Annotated in this window: 15 protein-coding genes and 1 tRNA gene; 14 read left to right on the forward strand and 2 right to left on the reverse strand. The window is 35.5% G+C overall.

Annotated elements, in window-relative coordinates:
* The first annotated feature begins 164 nt into the window (after positions 1-164).
* The 8 genes from htpX (at position 165) to ACMCNP_RS08230 (ending at position 5,760) form a co-directional block, all read left to right on the forward strand.
* Entirely contained in the window at positions 165-1,031 is an 867-nt protein-coding gene (gene htpX, locus ACMCNP_RS08195) for a zinc metalloprotease HtpX (RefSeq protein WP_419316229.1), read from the forward strand.
* Positions 1,032-1,105: 74 nt separating this feature from the next.
* Positions 1,106-1,756: a ribulose-phosphate 3-epimerase gene (gene rpe, locus ACMCNP_RS08200; RefSeq protein ID WP_419316231.1), complete on the forward strand. Its 651-nt coding sequence runs from the start codon at positions 1,106-1,108 to the stop codon at positions 1,754-1,756.
* An 87-nt stretch (positions 1,757-1,843) separates the two neighbouring features.
* Positions 1,844-1,920 (forward strand) — tRNA-Pro (locus ACMCNP_RS08205).
* 128 nt (positions 1,921-2,048) lie between these two features.
* Positions 2,049-2,273: a hypothetical protein gene (locus tag ACMCNP_RS08210; RefSeq protein ID WP_419316233.1), complete on the forward strand. Its 225-nt coding sequence runs from the start codon at positions 2,049-2,051 to the stop codon at positions 2,271-2,273.
* Positions 2,236-3,504, forward strand: a complete 1,269-nt coding sequence (locus ACMCNP_RS08215) for an MFS transporter (protein ID WP_419316235.1) — start codon at positions 2,236-2,238, stop codon at positions 3,502-3,504. The genes ACMCNP_RS08210 and ACMCNP_RS08215 overlap by 38 nt, the downstream gene beginning before the upstream one ends.
* Before the next feature lie 77 nt (positions 3,505-3,581).
* Positions 3,582-3,833: a DUF167 domain-containing protein gene (locus ACMCNP_RS08220; RefSeq protein ID WP_419316237.1), complete on the forward strand. Its 252-nt coding sequence runs from the start codon at positions 3,582-3,584 to the stop codon at positions 3,831-3,833.
* Between the two features lie 41 nt (positions 3,834-3,874).
* Positions 3,875-4,888, forward strand: a complete 1,014-nt coding sequence (locus ACMCNP_RS08225) for a mechanosensitive ion channel family protein (RefSeq protein WP_419316239.1) — start codon at positions 3,875-3,877, stop codon at positions 4,886-4,888.
* Between the two features lie 50 nt (positions 4,889-4,938).
* Entirely contained in the window at positions 4,939-5,760 is an 822-nt protein-coding gene (locus tag ACMCNP_RS08230) for a porin family protein (RefSeq protein WP_419316241.1), read from the forward strand.
* Here ACMCNP_RS08230 and otsB read toward each other — a convergent pair.
* Entirely contained in the window at positions 5,750-6,676 is a 927-nt protein-coding gene (otsB, locus tag ACMCNP_RS08235) for a trehalose-phosphatase (RefSeq protein WP_419316243.1), read from the reverse strand. The two genes, ACMCNP_RS08230 and otsB, sit on opposite strands and share 11 nt — an antisense overlap.
* A 138-nt stretch (positions 6,677-6,814) precedes the next feature.
* On the opposite strand from otsB, the gene ACMCNP_RS08240 reads away from it, so the two are divergent.
* From ACMCNP_RS08240 to ACMCNP_RS08265, 6 genes are all read left to right on the forward strand, one after another.
* Positions 6,815-8,308, forward strand: a complete 1,494-nt coding sequence (locus ACMCNP_RS08240; protein WP_419316245.1) for an alpha,alpha-trehalose-phosphate synthase (UDP-forming) — start codon at positions 6,815-6,817, stop codon at positions 8,306-8,308.
* A gap of 65 nt (positions 8,309-8,373) precedes the next feature.
* Complete coding sequence (locus tag ACMCNP_RS08245) at positions 8,374-9,030, forward strand: DUF5752 family protein (protein WP_419316247.1); 657 nt, start codon at positions 8,374-8,376, stop codon at positions 9,028-9,030.
* Positions 9,027-10,256, forward strand: coding sequence for a glycosyltransferase (locus tag ACMCNP_RS08250; protein WP_419316249.1), 1,230 nt, complete (start codon positions 9,027-9,029; stop codon positions 10,254-10,256). Before ACMCNP_RS08245 ends, ACMCNP_RS08250 begins: the two co-directional genes overlap by 4 nt.
* Before the next feature lie 15 nt (positions 10,257-10,271).
* A complete protein-coding gene (locus tag ACMCNP_RS08255) occupies positions 10,272-11,555 on the forward strand; it encodes an acetate/propionate family kinase (protein ID WP_419316251.1) in 1,284 nt (427 codons plus the stop codon).
* A 23-nt stretch (positions 11,556-11,578) separates the two neighbouring features.
* Positions 11,579-14,479 (forward strand): UvrD-helicase domain-containing protein, encoded by a 2,901-nt coding sequence (locus tag ACMCNP_RS08260; protein WP_419316253.1) that lies wholly within the window; start codon positions 11,579-11,581, stop codon positions 14,477-14,479.
* Positions 14,480-14,487: 8 nt separating this feature from the next.
* The gene (locus ACMCNP_RS08265) at positions 14,488-17,682 is read left to right on the forward strand and encodes a PD-(D/E)XK nuclease family protein (RefSeq protein ID WP_419316255.1); all 3,195 of its coding nucleotides are present in this window, start codon (positions 14,488-14,490) and stop codon (positions 17,680-17,682) included.
* Between the two features lie 34 nt (positions 17,683-17,716).
* Here the strand turns inward: ACMCNP_RS08265 and ACMCNP_RS08270 are convergent, their stop codons facing one another.
* Complete coding sequence (locus tag ACMCNP_RS08270) at positions 17,717-18,253, reverse strand: hypothetical protein (protein ID WP_419316257.1); 537 nt, start codon at positions 18,251-18,253, stop codon at positions 17,717-17,719.
* Positions 18,254-18,680 lie beyond the last annotated feature (427 nt).

Here is an 18,680-nt window from a genome sequence, read left to right on the forward strand (position 1 = left end):
TATGCAATATCACGGGGCATGCAGTGGAATGCATAACATTTTATATTCACTGAATTTATGATATAATATATAATGTTATATTGTAAATTCTATATAAAAAACAGATAGAGAAACTTATATTATATATACTTATTTGTCGGATTTTTGCGGGGGTTAATTGTACGATGAATTATTTTAAAACTTTTCTGCTGATGGTGTTTCTTACGGCTATTCTTATTGTAGCCGGAGGAATAATGGGCGGAGAAACAGGCATGATTATAGCACTGGTACTTGCGGCCGCAATGAATATCGGGTCATACTGGTTCAGTGATAAGATTGTTTTATCTATATATCATGCGACGCCGGTGACAGAATCCGAACAACCCAAGCTCTATTCCATAGTTAGAAACCTCGCAACAAGGGGTAATATTCCGATGCCGAAGGTTTATACATTGGAAGAAGATGCCCCTAATGCTTTTGCTACCGGAAGAAATCCTCAACATGCCGCCGTCTGCGTTACGACGGGTATTATGAAAATTTTAAACGATAACGAACTGTCCGGCGTTATAGGGCATGAACTGACGCATGTAAAAAATAGGGATATACTCATAGGTTCTATTGCCGCTACGGTCACGGGTGCAGTTAGTATACTTGCATGGATGGCAGAATGGGGAGCTATCTTAGGCGGTTTTGGAGGAGGAAACGATGATAGGGAAGGAAATATAATAGGTATAATTGCCATGGCTATAATAGCTCCTCTTATTGCTACCATAATACAGCTTGCCATATCAAGGCAGAGAGAGTATGCTGCGGATAAAGGGGGCGCAAAATTAAGCGGCAACCCTTTATATCTGGCAAGCGCGCTAAATAAATTAGAAGCCGGAAACGATAAAACGCCTATGCCTACAAATCAGATGACTAATGCTACTGCTCATATGTTTATCGTCAATCCCATTAAAGGGGTCACGTTTAAAAAACTTTTCAGTACACATCCCCCTACGGAAGATAGAATTAGAAAACTTAGAGAAATGGCAAGAAACGGCATCGCATAAATATAATGTTTAAAATATGCAAGATGGGTTATAGAATAAAAGCTGGTGAATAAAAAATAAAAAAGGGAGGCATTTTGAAAAAGATAGCACCTTCGATTCTTTCGGGGAATTTATTGAATCTTGCGGCAGAAATAAAACTTATAGAAGAGGCGGCACCTGATTTAATACATATAGATATCATGGACGGTATATTTGTCCCTAATATTACTGCAGGGTGGAATATTGTTGAGGCTATAAAATCTCGGACGGATATTCCCTTAGACGTCCATTTAATGATAGACAGACCCGAAAGATATATAAAACAGTTTGTAAAAAGCGGAGCGGATATCTTAACTGTACATTATGAGGGTGCCATTCATCTGCACAGAATGGTTGAAACAATAAGGGAACTTGATGCAAGTCCCGGTGTTGCTATAAATCCGGCTACACCCGTGGATTTTTTAAGCGAAATACTTAATTATATTGATTTAGTCTTGATTATGTCCGTTAATCCGGGTTTTAGCGGTCAGGATTTTATATATTCCTCTTTGTTTAAGATAGAAAAGATGCGCAAAATTATAATACAGCGAGAATTAGAAACGTTTTTGGAAGTGGACGGCGGGATAAAGGTAGTAAATATCGCAGATGTCGCCAATTCGGGAGCGGACATTTTTGTCAGCGGTTCGGGAATATTCAATACGGACGATTATAAAAAAACGATTGACGAGATGAGAGAAAGAATTTAATGAAAAGCGTCAAGCAAATATGGTATAATAGCAAATAGTTTGATATCCGACCTAAGATAGATTAAATCCTGTTTTTCTGCTTATTTTCGGGACGTGGCGCAGCTCGGTAGCGCACTTGCTTCGGGAGCAAGGGGTCGCTGGTTCGAATCCAGTCGTCCCGACCAGTTAAAACAAATATTCTTTTTTTCCGCATGAAGGATGAGGCGCCCCACACTGCTCAAACCTAAGACTAAAATCGAACCCGTTAAGAAAAAAGCACAGCATACTGTCAGCTGTTCAAATATTTTATGAATTGATTTGTGCTATAATTAACGGAGAAGTAGAAAAAACCGGCTGTAAAGTTGAGAAAATTATTTCGTTCGGTTCTTGGGTAAGAGGGGATTATAGAGAGAATAGCGGTTACGGTTTTTTTAGCATGAAGAGTTTTAATGTCGCAACCATAAAGAAGACGAGAAAAACGCCCTATTTATTGTTGAACTTTGAAAAGATCTATCCTATACTTTTTAGAGGGGTATAAGCTTACGGAACAGTCTAAAAAAAAGCCTAATTTTTTTCATTTGGCCCTTCCCTTTTCCATAGTGAACGGAGTGGTTTGGGGTATCGGCATCATGGTCATACCCTTATTGGCGCAAACAAGCATGAAAGCAGGATTGGCGTTTGCTATGTTAAATATGGGTATCGGCATAGGTGCGATAATGTGGAGCATTCTATCGCATACGATAAAGATTAAAAACCTTATATTTGCAAGTAGTATCCTGTCTTGCGTCGGTTGGTTGTTGATAATTTTATTCCATAACGCATTTTTAATACCGCTCGTATTTGTTTTTGGTTTTTTTGCAGCCGGTATCTTTGCGCTTGCAAGTGTTATTATTACGAATACTTACGATAAACCGCAGTGGGATAAATATATATCGTTAATGCAGGCGGTTATGACGATTGGAACCGTCGTCGGATTACTTATCGTATCGGCTTATACAAATGCCATAGTTGCCGTTCCCTTTTTGATCATAGGTTTTTTATCCTATATTCCTTTAGCACGATATCATAATCATATCGCCAAACATCACGAGCTTAATTCCTCTTTGTTGAAACCAAAAATGCATTTCTCCGAGATATTTACTGGATATTTTTATCATAGATTTAAAATAAAACATATTCTCCATCTCAAAAACAAGCGGATATTACTAATTAATCTTGGCTGGATTTTTGCCTTATTGGCGGCTGCGCCTATTTATGCCATGTATCCTCTTTTAATGAAACATATGTTTTTTGTTAAAGAGTCGTTATCTTCTCTAATTTATGCGATTAGCACCGGATTAGGCGTAGTTTTTTTCATAATGGCGGGGAAAATATCCGAAAAGCACAGCCCCTTTTTTTCTTTTAATATCGGTATATTTTTATACATATTGAGTTTTGTATTGATGTTCTTAGGTATATATACGTCGCTGCATCTATTAGGCGTGATCGGCTTTATTTTCATGATTATTGCCTGGTCGTTTCTTGCCGTGGGCATGAATATCAGTATAGTTAGACTCGTAAATGAATCAAAGAGGTCAGAGCTGTTGGGTGTTGCAAATATGCTTCAAAGCTTCGATAACGTAATAGGAGGATTTATAGGCGGTGTAATAGCAACGCATTTTGGATATACATACGTGATATTGTTTAGCTTGGTATTTACGATATTCGCTATGATAGCCGGCGGAGGCTTGTTAAGACGCAAATTCCAACTTTCGGCCGAAAATCCTTGATTCGTATTGTTTTATTATAATGAATCGTTTTTTAATAAATATTGACAATAATTAAAAGCTATATATAATAATATCTAATGATACTTGGTCATTTACCTTGTTTAATTGAAATAGAAGTAAAAACGGGTTCAAAATTAAAAAAATTTGAGATATCCGAAAGAGCGGACGGTATAAAAATTAAGCTTTATATTTTGGAAAGGCCCGTTGATAACAAAGCTAATAAGGCTATAATAAAATATCTATCCGAGATTCTAAATATTCCCAAAAAAAATATAGAAATTATTAAAGGATTAAAGGCTAAAAATAAACTTATTAAGATTTCAAATTAGATTTTTTTATGCTTAATTTAAAAAACATCAGCGATCTCATTATGGTAATTATAGCAGGCGTAGGATCTATTATTGTCGGCTATCTATTAACCCTGTTAATTTTCAAGATCTATCCTTATATCACTAAGTATATTCCTAATTCCGATTTAATACCGAAACACATGAGATTTTTCTCAAGGATTCTAATTATTATTTTTGCATTTTCCGTTATTTTTCCTTTTTTGCATTTTAATAATAATACGACGATTATTATTGCTTCAAAGTTTATAATTATCTCTTATATAGGTATTTTTGCTTTTGGTATTATAAAATCAACCTATATTCTCGAAGAGCTTATTATAAGAAAATATAATATAAAAACGCAAAATAATTTTGAGGCGCGCAAGGTTTACACGAAAACCAAATTTCTTAAAAAAATTCTTATTATAATAATTGCATTGGTAGGTTTATCGTTCATCTTAATGCAGTTTAGAGAGGTTAAGGAGATAGGGACTGCAATACTGGCTTCCGCCGGAATAATAGGTATAATTGCCGGTTTCGCCGCGCAGAGAACCTTAAATTTATTTATAGCGGGTCTTCAAATAGCAATTACTCAGCCGATTAAAATAGACGACGTATTGATCATCGACGGGGAGTGGGGACGAGTGGAAGAAGTTTCTCTTACTTATGTAGTATTAAAAATTTGGGATTTAAGGCGGCTTGTGATCCCGATAAATTATTTTATCGAAAACTCCTTTCAAAACTGGACCAGGGTTTCCGCTAATCTTTTAGGTACCGTTTTTATATACACGGATTACAGTGTTAATGTGGACTATGTTAGGGAGGAGTTATTAAACATACTTAAGACGACTGACCTGTGGGACAAAAAAACGTGGGGGCTTCAGGTTACCGATGCAAAGGAACAAACGCTTGAATTAAGGGCACTTATGAGCGCATCCGATTCGTCAAGATTATGGGATTTAAGATGTTTTGTAAGAGAAAAAATTATAGCCTTTATTAAGGATAAGTATCCCCAGTCTCTGCCTAAGACCAGAAATAAATTGATTAAACAATAATAAATATTTAATTAATTAAACTAACTATAACTAAGATGGAGGATTTTATCATGTTTACGTTGTTGGCCGGAAAATCCGCACGTGCTTTTTTTGTAGGTTTAATCAGCTTGACGGGTTTGATGAGTTTAATTTTAATATTTATCGGAACGGTAAGCGCGCCGAAGGTTTATGCCTCCGGCATGCTTGGGATTGAATTTAAAGGGGGAGCCTATTTTCAGAATCTTTCGGGGCACTTAAAGATTGGAAATTCTATAAACGGTTACGGTCCTACTAATATAACCCCTTCGGATATAGGGTTACGAACTACCAAAACCGAACCCATGTTTAAAGTTGCATTTCTAATGTTATACGATAATAGAATTTCTTTCACCTATGTTCCGTATGTTTATAACGGTTCAAGGGTATTATCAAAAAAGATTGATTTTAACGGGAAAACATATGACGTCAATACTGATGTCACGTCGCAATTGGACATTTATAGCTATAAGATGTTTTACACCCGTAATTTTGATATAAGCAACTACGTGTCTATAGGTTTAGGTGTCGGCGTAGATCTTATAACCGTTAAAACGGAACTCAATTCCTTATATGCAACGGAGTCGAAAGATGTTAATCTGCCCATACCGTTAATGGGTGTGAGGTTGAGAATTTCTCCATTAAACGATTTTTCGTTTGTGGGAAAATTTCAAGGATTTGCTTTGGGCTCTACCGGTTATTACTATCACGTAAATGTCGGAGTAGACTATAAAGCCATAGGTCCTCTTTCCGTTTTTGCAGACTACGTTTATGATAAGGTTCACGTTGATACGAATAGCGTGGATGGGAGCTTAGAGTTTGAAGGTCCAGAGGCAGGTTTAAAGCTTAGGTTTTAGTTGAGTGTCTCTCATCGAATGTTGTTAGAATTTTCTTAATAAAAGCAGGGGTATAGTTATGGTTTTCGATATAAAAATTTGCCGCCGATTGTTTTTTGCCTACGACACAGTTTATAGTATATACGTCAGCGGCAATGTTCCCTTCGGTAAATGAATAATCATCATAAAACATCGTTTCGTCGGTGACGTCGTCGCCCAGACTTACCTTGAGAATGCTGATCTTGTTGTTATCGACGGCAGTGTCGTGATTTAAAACCCGATGAGATATTAAGGCATCTGCTTTTAGTAATTCTTTAGTGATATATTTACATGCGGACCCCTTATTCCAGTCTATTTTAGGCCTTATTTCAATTATTTTTTTTCCTCTTGCGATGTGTAAATATTTTTTGAACTCAGGATTTCCGTTTAAGATATCTTTGACCTTTTTTTTAAGATATTTTGCGCTGTCATTGTCTAAAAGCCTGTAATGTACGCTTATAGAAAATTTTTTATTTTCTAATATAAGATTATCTAATCTTATATCTTTGACCTTGTCTAAAATATCGGTCAACAAGGGAATATATGTATCCGCGTTTTCCGTTAAGAAATTTAATTTAAAATACTTATAATAGCTTTTTATTTCAAAACCATGATTTCCCGAATAAATTATATTATTTTTTATACCTATTCTATTTTCTATATCCGATAATTCTCGTCCGGTTACTATACATAAATAAACGCCGTCCGTATTGTTTATGTCGGTTAAAAAATCGCGAAGCTTATCCGAAACAACCACGTCATAAGGGCTTTTGCATATTTTGACCAAAGTGCCGTCAAAGTCGATGCAAAAAACTATTATATCGGGGTTAACCGCTTCGATTATTTTTTTTATCTCATCCTTTTTTTCTATGCCGTTATAAATCATTGTTATTATCATATTATATAATCAAGAATAATGGAAGATTGAAAAAATATTAGAAATGTTATAAAATTACAGTGTATCAGCCGTTAACGTTATATTGCAGAATATTGCCATATTTTAGTAAATTTAAATTAAGATTAAAATACTATAAAAATGGAAAAGGATAGGTTTAACGACCTTATAAAAGAGAAATTAGGCAATATTAATTTAATTATCGTTTCCAATAGAGAACCTACGGCGCACGAATATGTCGGTAAGAAAATAAAAGCCGTCAAATCGGTGGGCGGTCTTACGATAGCTTTAGAACCTATATTAAAGAACCTTCACGGAACATGGATCGCATATGGCGGAGGAGGTGCGGATAAAGTCGTCGTAGATAGCGGAAAAAAGATTAAACTACCGGAGGGGGAAGAATCTTATACGCTAAAAAGGGTTTTTCTTACGAAAAAGGATTTAAATGATTATTATTACGGTTATTCCAATTCGGTCTTATGGCCGCTGTCTCATACCGTGTATGTCAAACCGGTTTTTAATTCCGATCAATTTTTAGCATACGACGAAGTAAATAGGAAGTTTGCGGATTCTATAATTGAAGAGATTAAAGAGCGAAGCGATAAAAACGGCATTTCTTCGGAAAACATTATATGGCTTCAGGATTATCATCTTGCGATGTGTGCTAAATATTTAAAAGAATATGATAACGAACTTAAAACATCGATATTTTGGCATATCCCGTGGCCTAATCCGGAAATATTTTCTATATGTCCCGAAAAGACTAAGTTGTTGGAGGGTCTATTGTCAAACGATTTAATAGGCTTTCATATAATATATCACTGTCAGAATTTTTTAAGGTCATGCGAATGGGAGCTTGAAGCCCAGGTTAATTGGGCGGATTATTCTATTACCTATAAGGGTCATAAGACTAAGGTTATGCCGTTCCCGATCAGCATAGACGCGGTACATTTAAATCATATCGCTATGTCCGAAAAGGTTGACGAGATAATAGACGAGACTCAAAAAAATGACGAGATCATTGAACCGCCTTACGAGTATTTAGCTGTTTCGGTAGACAGGTTAGATTACACTAAGGGAATTATAGAAAAACTGATGGCGATAGACAAGCTGTTAGAAAGGCATCCCGAGCTTATAGGCAAATTTGTTTTTGTGCAATTCGGAGTATTGTCCAGGGTACATATAGAGGCTTATAAGAAATTTAACGATGAGATTTTCAGGCTATCCGACGATATCAACTGGAAGTACGGGACATCGGAGTGGTATCCGATAGTAAGATATTTTAAGCAACTTGACTTAGAGGTTTACATGGCATACTACAGACTTTGCGACGTTATGATTGCTACACCCCTGCATGACGGCATGAACCTTGTAGCAAAGGAATTTATTATGTCTGATACGGATTATAAAGGAATGCTAATTTTGTCGAGGTTTGCCGGTGCGGCAAAGGAGCTGTACGACTCTCTCCTGGTTAATCCGTACGATAGTGAATGTTTTGCCGGAAAAATATACGAAGGCATTATGATGGATAAAGAAGAAAAAAAGAAAAGAGTTTCAAAAATGCAGAATATTATCCTTGAGAACGATATATACGACTGGGCTTATAATTTCCTTACTGCGCTTTATTTAATTTAAATAAAAAAATGGAGGGAAGAGATAAGATTGACAATCAAATCTCAACGGTGTTATTATAAATACAAATGGAAAACAGAGCAAATTACCCCTTTAAATTCTATACAAGATTGACCTTGCCTCAACTTACCGGCGCTTATGCGCTTAATCTGAAAGAATTATTAGGGGGTATAAAAAAATCCGACGATCCCATTATTTACTATCACACGCATCACTATCTCATTCAGCATCGTTATCATATACCGTCTTCGCCTAACGATTTTGCATATTGGATTACGGAAAGATTGGGAGAAGATTTGCTGGGTGAAGAAATTTCCAGTTTAGATTTTTTTAATTGCAAAACGTTGGACGAATACAAGGATGAAATAATCGACAAGATTACCGCGTTTATGTCTAAAAATAAGAAGACTAAAAATGTCGAGATGGGGGGGAGGTTTAATTTTATGAGGGCTATAGCATTTGTTATGAATACCGGCAAAGAGGCCTATACCCTTAATGGATTTGTAGATATCTTAAGACATATAACCGTATTTTCAATTTATTATCATTTTTTCGAGTCGCATGTAAGGTTGCGCTCTACGGAACTTAATGATTTTTCTTTATGGATTAAAGACGAGATTAAGCTTCCAGAATTAGCCGATAAAATAGCAAATTTAGATCCCTATACACTTACTATTGAAAAATTTAAAGAAGATATTATAAAACTTACCGAAAATTATATATGAATTCCATAAATGATTATGCCGACATTGTCGGTTTTGAGACAATTGAAGAGATTAAGAAAATAGGCTCGTATTTATCCGGGAAGATTATTCAGAATATAAATTCTACGCCGGTAGGCGGGGGCGTAGCTGAAATTTTAGGCCGAATGGTTCCGCTCATGAAGGAAGTAGGGGTGGATGCAAGGTGGGATTTCATAAAAGGCGGAGAGAGATTTTTTGAAGTGACCAAGAAGATGCATAACTCTCTACACGGGGTAAAAGAGGATATAACCGAAGGCGATTTCAGGCATTTTCTCGACGTTACGGATGAAAATTTGAGAGAGATGAATTTGTACGGAGATATTATTTGTATTCATGACCCGCAACCAATAGGCTTAGTAAAAATTAAGAACAATAATAATCATAAAGGCAAAAAATTTATATGGAGATGCCATATTGATTTAAGTTCGGCAAACGTTAAGACATTCAATTTTTTGAAAAAATTTATAGAAAAATATGATTATTCGGTTTTTTCATCCCCTCTTTTTGCCAAAAAGCTTAAAATACCTCAAATATTGATTTCTCCTTCTATTGATCCGCTATCGGATAAAAATAAAGATTTGCCTCAGCAGACCGTAAACGACGTCCTTGAAAGATTCGGGATAGATCCGGAAAAGAAGACTATAACTCAAGTTTCCAGGTTTGACAGGTTAAAGGATCCCCTTGGCGTGATAGACGTGTACAGACTTGTCAAGAAACATGTCGATTGTCAGCTTGTGCTTGCAGGCGGCGGCGCAACGGACGACCCCGAAGGCATAGAGGTCTTTAACGAAGTTATTGCTAAGGCGGGAGGAGATAAGGATATCCATGTTTTTAAGCTTCCGCCGGCAAGTAATATTGAAATAAATGCGCTACAAAGGGCATCGACCGTGGTGCTGCAGAAATCTATCAAAGAGGGTTTCGGTTTGACTGTTTCCGAGGCATTATGGAAGTCAAAACCGGTAGTAGCTTCAGCCGTTGGAGGTATACCCCTTCAAATTACGCATAGACATTCCGGTCTTTTATCCAGAACTACAGAGGGAACGGCACTTTACGTAAAGCAACTGATCCAAAATCCGGAATATGCAAAACAACTGGGAGAAAACGGGCATGAACACGTAAAACGTAATTTTTTAATAACGCGCCATTTGAGGGACTATATTCTTCTTTTTTTAAAAACCGGTTTTAAGGAAGATACTGTGTATTTATAAAAAACATAAAATGAAATGGCTGATTTAACAAGGCTTATATCGATTAATTGTGGTAGTTCATCGATTAAATTTTCTATTTTAGAGTTTTCCGGCGGCAAAGATGCAATCCATCTAAAAAAACATGAAATAAAGCAAAAACTGCTAAATCTCAAAAGGATATTAACCTGCAAAATAGAAGAGATAGGAACCGAATACGGTTCTTTTTTTGTCGAAGGTAAAAATCAACGTGAGAACGCAAGTATCAATTTTGACAATCACGAAACGGCAATAAATTATATTCTCGAAAAAAATAATTTATTTCAAAACAATGAAAATAACCGCCTAAGCATAGATATAGTAGCACACAGATATGTCCACGGCGGAAAGGATTTTAAAAAACCGCTGATAATATCGGATAAACATATAAAAAAATTAAAAATGCTAAACGGACTTGCGCCGCTTCATAATCCTTCTAATTTAAAAGGGTTAGAGATTATGCGGCATGTATTTCCGAAGTCAAAGCATATATGTATTTTCGATACCGCTTTTCATCGCACTATTCCTCTTCATGCGAGGCTTTATCCCCTTCCTATATATTTTTACGATAAATACGATATGCAAAAGTTCGGATTTCATGGTATTTCATATGCCTTTATTAATAATTTATTAAGTCTTGATAGGAAGAATTTCAAAAAATTAATAATATGCCATATAGGAAACGGAGCAAGCATATGCGCAATAAAGGCGGGAAAGTCAATAGATACATCCATGGGTTATACCCCGTTGGAGGGCTTGATGATGGGCACGAGATGCGGGAGCATAGACCCGGAGATTCCCTTTATTCTTAAAGAAAAACTGAAGGCGACCGATGATGTGATACTTGATATATTAAATAGAAAGAGCGGACTTCTTGGAATATCCAAAAGAACATATGATTTTAAAGAGCTGTCGGAAAGAGACGATAAATATTCAAAGCTTGCCTTAAAAATGTTTTCTTATAGAATAATAAAATTTATCGGGCAGTATGCGGCATCATTGGACGGTATAGATGCCCTTGTCTTTACCGGCGGTATAGGTGAAAATTCAGGAACCTTGAGAAAAGAAGTATGCAAAAACCTGTCTTACGCCGGCATTAAGATAAATAACAAAAAAAATACAGAAGCGGCGGAATATTTTCAAAAGTTTAACCCATACGGCAAACTTAACATACGCAATTCTATAAAATCCATAGAAAGCGGAAAGATACCGGTGTTCGCCATCCATACCGATGAAGAACTTCAAATGGCGTTTGAAGCCGCCCTAACCGTTGCCGATGTGTAAATCTAATCATACGATCTTTATTTATGGATAGCATTTTAAAAAATAATATTCTAAAAAAAGACACGAACCTTGTTTTTCCGCATATTTTCCGGTTATCGGCATCCGCGGGGAGCGGAAAGACTCATAGCCTCGTCTTGAGATATGTTCAGTTTTTATTATCCTCTTGCGTAAAAAAACCTACCGGAGACGCGGACGGCACGGATATAAGCACGAACGCTCTAAATAATATAACGGCTATAACATTTACGAACAAGGCTGCGAATGAAATGAAGGAGAGGATACTGCAGTTATTGAAGAAGGTTGCTATAGGCGAAAAAGAAGAGTCTGAGCAGATAAAGTCGATTATAGATACAGCCGAAGAAAGCGATGAATCATTATCGTTGAGGGCGTCGGTTTTAGTGGATAATATAATAAAAAATTATACGGATTTTAATGTTAAAACAATCGATAGTTTTTTAGCTGAAATAATAAGGGCATCTCTTATTGAAATAGATATAAATCCCGGATTTGAAATAATTACCGATAAACTTTCATATATAGATTTTTCTATAGGCAAATTACTTTTTGAAGCAAAAGAAGACGATAGAATCAGGAAAATATTTTTAAATTTCGTAAAGAATTATGTACTCATAGAAAATAAAACCCTTTTTAACCCGCGCCGTACTATCAACGAAGTAGTCGGAAAATTGAGGGATATAGAATACAGCGTCGGAAAATATTTTGATATTGCCGAATATGCAGACGAAGATTTCATAGAAAAGTCGCATGGGGGCATAGACCGGCTGGCGGATAAAATTGTCAAAAAACCAGCAGCGTTATTTTCCGGAAACATTTCCGAATGCGGGGGGCTTTTAGGTGATTTGGCCGGAGAAATAAGTAGACTACAGAACGTAAGGTTTAAAAAGATATTTGAAAAGGGATTGACTAAAATTCTCAAAAAGGATTTTAGTTCTTCATTCTGGAAGAATAGCGACGTCAAAAATATACTTGCGGGCGTCGGTGCCACAGACGGCGACAAATGGAAAGCGATAGGCGAACTTCAACTGATTTGGGATGACATAAGGGGCACCGTTAAGGATATAATTTTATCGACAGGCAGCATAAAATTTTATCCTTACATGGAAATATTGAAAGAGAGTAAGAGAATAATGGGAGAAAAATTAAAAAGCGACGGGGTTGTCCTTTTAGACGAACTAAAAATAAAAGTAAACGAATTGATTAAGGGCAACATGGTTCCGGATATATATTTTAACATAGGCGAACAGGTTTATCATTATCTAATAGACGAGTTTCAGGATACGGACAGGCTTCAGTGGGATAACCTCAGGGGCTTAATAGAAAACAGCCTTTCAAACGGCGGTTCTCTATTTTACGTAGGTGATAAGAAACAATCGATTTATCGATTTAAAGGCGGTTATGCCGACCTTTTTGATGACGTAACAGATGAATTTAGCAGAAATAACGTTATTTGCGAAGACAACTTGTACAGGGAAAAACTTCGGTATAATTTTAGGTCAAAAAAAATACTCGTCGATTTCTTTAACAAAACGTTCAATCCGAAGAATCTAATTGAAAAATTATTGTTCTCTGAAAACATGAAATCTAAACCTAACAGGCTTGAGGGGGCTTATAGAAATAAAGTCGGAAGTCTTATATACGGAGTATACGAGAACCATGAACAATTTATCGTTATGGAGGGAGAGAGTAAAAGCAAAGAGGATTTTAAGGGGTATATTCGAATAGAGAGGCTTTCGGATGATCATAATAATGATAAGGATGGAAATAACATTAAAAACGGCGATTACGATGCCGGTTCGATCGGACCGTCTTTGAGTAAAACGGTCGATATCATAAAGGGTTTAGCCGGTGCAGGCAGACGATATACGTTTAGAGACATAGCAATTTTAACCCGCACCAACAGTGATGCGGCGGGTTTTGTTCTTAAACTGAAGGAAGAAGGTGTGCCGGTTAAATCCAATCAGAGTGCCGACATTAGGTATAACCGGCTGATAATGGAAATTATTTCGTTTTTAAAGTTTATCGATGATCCCGCCGATAATCTTTCTTTTATTAATTTTATATCGGGAAAGATTTTTAGCACAGCCGTTAAGTATGATGATTTTACCCTAAGAAAGGGGATAAACGACTTTATATTAAAGAATACGGGCAAAGAATTTATTTATATTAAGTTTAAGGAATGGGGGATGGAGAGTGTTACCGCCGCAGGCTTATGGGACGGCTATATATCCGAGCTGTTTAATGGCGTCGGATTCTATTCTGTTTATGAAACGGTATGCAGGTTATATGAAAAATTTGATATATATAAGAATTTTACAGAACATGTAGGATTTTTTATGCATTTGCTTGAAATTATAAAAAACAGGGAAGATGCGGGAGAAAACGATTTGGATTTATTTATAGATTTTTTTGAGGATACTGCGCAGGATGCGGAACAATTTTTAACGGAGCCAGATCCGTCAAATAATGCCATAAACGTTTTAACTGCGCACAAGGCTAAGGGGCTTCAGTTTCCAGTAGTTATCGTTCCCTATGCCTGTATCAAAAAGAAACCGATAAACAGGATTTTGATTTCATCATGTCCGTCGTTATATGACGATTGTGATAAAATAAGCCTTTATTATACAAATAAAAACGAACAGGAGCTTTTATTTGGTGTAGATGAAAATTTACCCGAAACGAAAGGGTATATATTAGAAAAGTCCATGAGTTTTTTAGATGAGCTGAATCTTTTTTACGTTTCGCTTACCAGGGCTAAGGAAGAACTTTACATAATGACCCCTTCCAAAATAGGAAAAAGTCGTAATGAATTAACCGATCTTTTTTTTGAAGATGAGCGCAGTACGGATAGAGACGAGGAAAACGGCGATAATAATATTTTAGAATTGGGAGAAAAGAGGTTTTAAAAAATTAAATGAAAATTCATGTGTTTTCATACGAAGATTCCATTTTAGAGCATATAGCTGGTGAACTTGCAGGCAATAGCAGTGACAGCCGCAATAAAAATTTGTCTAAATATGCTTTGGTGTTTCCGGGCAAAAGGCCGGCTTTATATCTTCAAGACATTTTTTTGCGCAATTTTAATATAGAATCAAGGGATTATTTGCCTTCGATGTTTTCTATTTCCGAATTTATCGGATTTATCGCCGAAAAAAGCAGGGGTAAGAAAGCCGAATGCGACAGGATAAATGCCCCATGGTTTCTTTATAAGATAATCGAATATATTCAAAAAAACGGTTTAGACTTCGGCGATTCGGGATTTTTTAAAAAGATGAATAAATTCGATGACTTTTTTTTTCGGGGCCTACAACTATTCGATGCAATTAACGAACTTGACGAAGGTTTAGTCGATAATAAAATCATTGGAAATATAAAGTCTTTTTATTCCGCTTATGTTCCCGAAAATATAAGCAAGTTTTATAAACATCTTTCATTTATAAGGGATAAGTTTCATGAAAAATTAAAGGAGAAGGGCCTGACGACCTCGGGTTTAAATTATTATGAGGCAACTGATTTTCTCAATAATACCCCGGAATTTATAAGTAGAAAATTTAAGGAATTCGAAAAAATCTATTTTCTGGGATTATCTTTTCCGTCTAACGGAGAGGCCGATATTATTAAAGCGCTGGTAGATTGCGGAATTGCGGAATTTTATATTCAAATTGAATCTTTAAAAGACTGGAAGGATTATTTTAAAAATATAGTAAAGAAATGTAGAGGAGAAGGGATAGAAATCGTTAATTTAAGTGAACATATAAATTATGACGGATCAGGTTTAACCGCCGATAACCCCGATTCTTTTATGAAAGATTCCATTTTACATTTATATGAAGCCGGCAATACCCATTCCGAATTGCTTATATTTAAAAATGTATTGGAAGGTGTCGGTTTCAATCCTGAAAAAACGGCCGTTATTTTGCTTGATGCCGCTACATTACTCCCGTTTCTTTACTATACAGTAAAGCAGATAAATAACTTAGATTATAATATAACAATGGGGTATCCCTTAAAAAGAACCCCTCTTTATTCGCTTATCAGGCTTATATTTAATGCCCAAGAATCGGCGGTTTACGACAATAATAATACATTGGGTCAAAAATATGCCGCAAGGGATTATTTAAATCTTATTAAACATCCGTATGTTAAAGCATCTGGCGGCGCAGATAAGATAACCATAATAAACAATATAGAGAAATATATCCTAAAAAAAGGCGATGCGTTCGTGAGGCTTGCAGACATAGAAAAAGATTGCTTTTCGGGTGAATACGGTGGGTATAAGCAGAAGCAAAAGCGGGAACGGGAAGGCGAGAGCGATATCCGGAATCAAAGCGCAGATAAAGATGCCACAATTAATGTCATTCATGAATATTTTTTTATAAATTTTGAAAATAATAAGATAACCCCTATGAATTTTGCAGAGAATTTGTTAAAAATTATCGAATTGATTTCCGAAAATAATAGAAGTATTTTTACATATGGATTTTCTTATAAACTCATAAAAAAAACGAAAGAATCCATTGATATGTTTCAAAATTCTTATTTTAAAGACGAATTACTTGAAAAAAAATCTATTTTTAGACTTTTTATGTATTATATGGAAAACAAGTCCGCTGCTTTTAGCGGTATTCCGTTAAAAGGCATGCAAATAATGGGAATTTTGGAGACTCGAGTCTTGAAGTTTGACAGGGTTATAATTATAGATGTTAATGAAAATGTTTTACCCCCATTAAAGAAAATAGATCCTATTCTACCTCATCCTATAAGAAAAAAAATAGGCTTAACGACTTACGGCGATTACGAATCTATGTATCGTTATCACTTTAGAAGGCTTATATCGGGTTCAAAAGAGGCGCATATAGTTTACGTAAAAAACAATAAGCGCATAAGGAGCAGATTAGTAGAAGAAATTATATGGGAAAACGAAAAAAAAACAAAGAGTTTAGATATGGAAGATAAAATAATTCCGTTAGGCTTTAAAACTAAAATATTCAAGAACGGCAAGAACGACGACGGTTTCAGTATAAATAAGAACGACGATATTTTAAAAATATTAGATGATTTGGCGGGTAAATTATCGGCTTCGGCTATAGATACCTATATTAATTGTCCGGCGCAGTTTTATTATAGATATGTACTTAAACTCAAAGAAACTAAGCATTTAAAGGCCGGCATAGGCGCGGATAAAATCGGAATATTCGTACATAGAGCGCTCAGGGGATTTTATGATGGAATAAAGAGAAATGGTTACGATATTATTTATCGATTTTTAGAGGACGACGACTATTTTAAAGACGAAATATGCAGGGCAATAGAAGAACCTCGCAATATTGCAGAGCTGGGGATTGACGCCGATTTCGGCGAATATTTTATAGTTAAAGAGACGGCAAAAAAGATATTGTATAATTTTATTAAAAATGATTTAGAGAACTGTAAAAAGGATGAATATATTTGGAAAATTATAGGGTTAGAATCGGAAAAAGAAGCGCAGTTCAAGATAGAGGATGGAGCAGGCGGAATAGAAAAAGGAAGGGAGATAAGGCTTTACGGCAAAATAGACAGGATAGACGGATATAAAAACAGGGATGCAAAATCGAGAGGAACAGGTGGAGTAAATGTTGCAAACGAAGGGGTCGAACGTTTTTTAATTATCGATTACAAAACCGGAACATCTTCGGTTATGCCCGATATTAAGAAAATTTTAAACCGCGGCAGAAAAAAACCTGTTTTTTTAAATAAAAGAGAGGATATTAAAGAACTTATAAAATCGTTTCAGCTTCCTGTTTATCTATATCTGTTTAAAACCAAGCAGAATATAGAGAATTACAGCAGCATGGATGCCTGCCTTAACCTGACCGGTTTAACCGGTTCCGGTAAAAGTCCGATGCCGAATGAAGGCGGACATAGATTGTACCTGCTCGGCAATAAAACGGCAAAAAGTGCCGCGAACTTTGATATTGACACGAAAGATCTTATGGAAGATATATTCTTACCTTCGCTACAATATATAATAGGAGAAATATTGAATAAAGACATACCTTTCATTCCGGACAATTTTGAAAATAGGGCTTGCGAATATTGTCCTTATCATTTATTATGTGGCGAGATATAAACGAAATAACTTTGGATTGTATGATGATACATGTTCAATCAAAAAACTCCGTCAAATTATTTATTTTATTTTTAGAGTCCGGCAACGTTTTGTCCTTATATCCCCTATCGAGCCAGTATGCATTACAATCTGGACAGTTTATATTTACATAATGAATTGTTGCGTTATAGTCGTCTATAAAGTATTTAATTCCTAAATCATTAATAATGTCATGCTTTTTTTCCGTCTCGGCATAATATACCGGGATATTTTTTTTAAATATTTTAGACAAATTTTTCTTCCGCAAATGCAATATTTCTTTCGGACTTGCCGTTATAAAACACATAATATCATCAATATGGTGCCTTAAGCTTAAAATTTCGTCAAAAATATCCATATTAGTAAAATCTATCCTTAAATTGATTAAAGATACTTGTTCTTGCGTTATTTCATATCTATCCGTCATGCTGTATATCTCAGGATGTTTTACTCGTATATTCATATTAAGTTTGACGGCTTCTTTTTGAAATGTTTTTTCATAATCGAATATTACCCCGTCAAGATCTAATGCCGTCTGGCTTAAATTGTACATATTCCCTGTTTAGATTAGGCTATTATAGTTTATACTCAGGACATTTACAGCGACTACTCTGATTTAATTACATTATATCACACTATAAATTATAATATTTTGGAATTTACCGGGTACATTAAAAAAGCAGGCATCATACGTATTGTCGTTTTCCCTTCAAATCACTAAAAAAATTGAATAATGTCACCTTAATATCACAAAACCGTAACGAAATTTAACAAAACTTAACCTAAATGTCATAAAACGGTAATATTAGTCTGCTACAATTACACGGATGGATAAAAATTTAATATAACTCTAATGGAGGATGAAGGAGAATGAAATTAAAACCGGATTCAGTTAGTTTTTTTGTTCGAAGTTTTATCGCATTTTTGATTTTTGCATTATCGGTGTCGACGATGTTTATCGGCATCAGACCTTCTTACGC

The sequence above is a fragment of the Candidatus Acidulodesulfobacterium sp. H_13 genome, from assembly GCF_048541835.1.
Lineage (GTDB): Bacteria > SZUA-79 > SZUA-79 > Acidulodesulfobacterales > Acidulodesulfobacteraceae > QIJE01.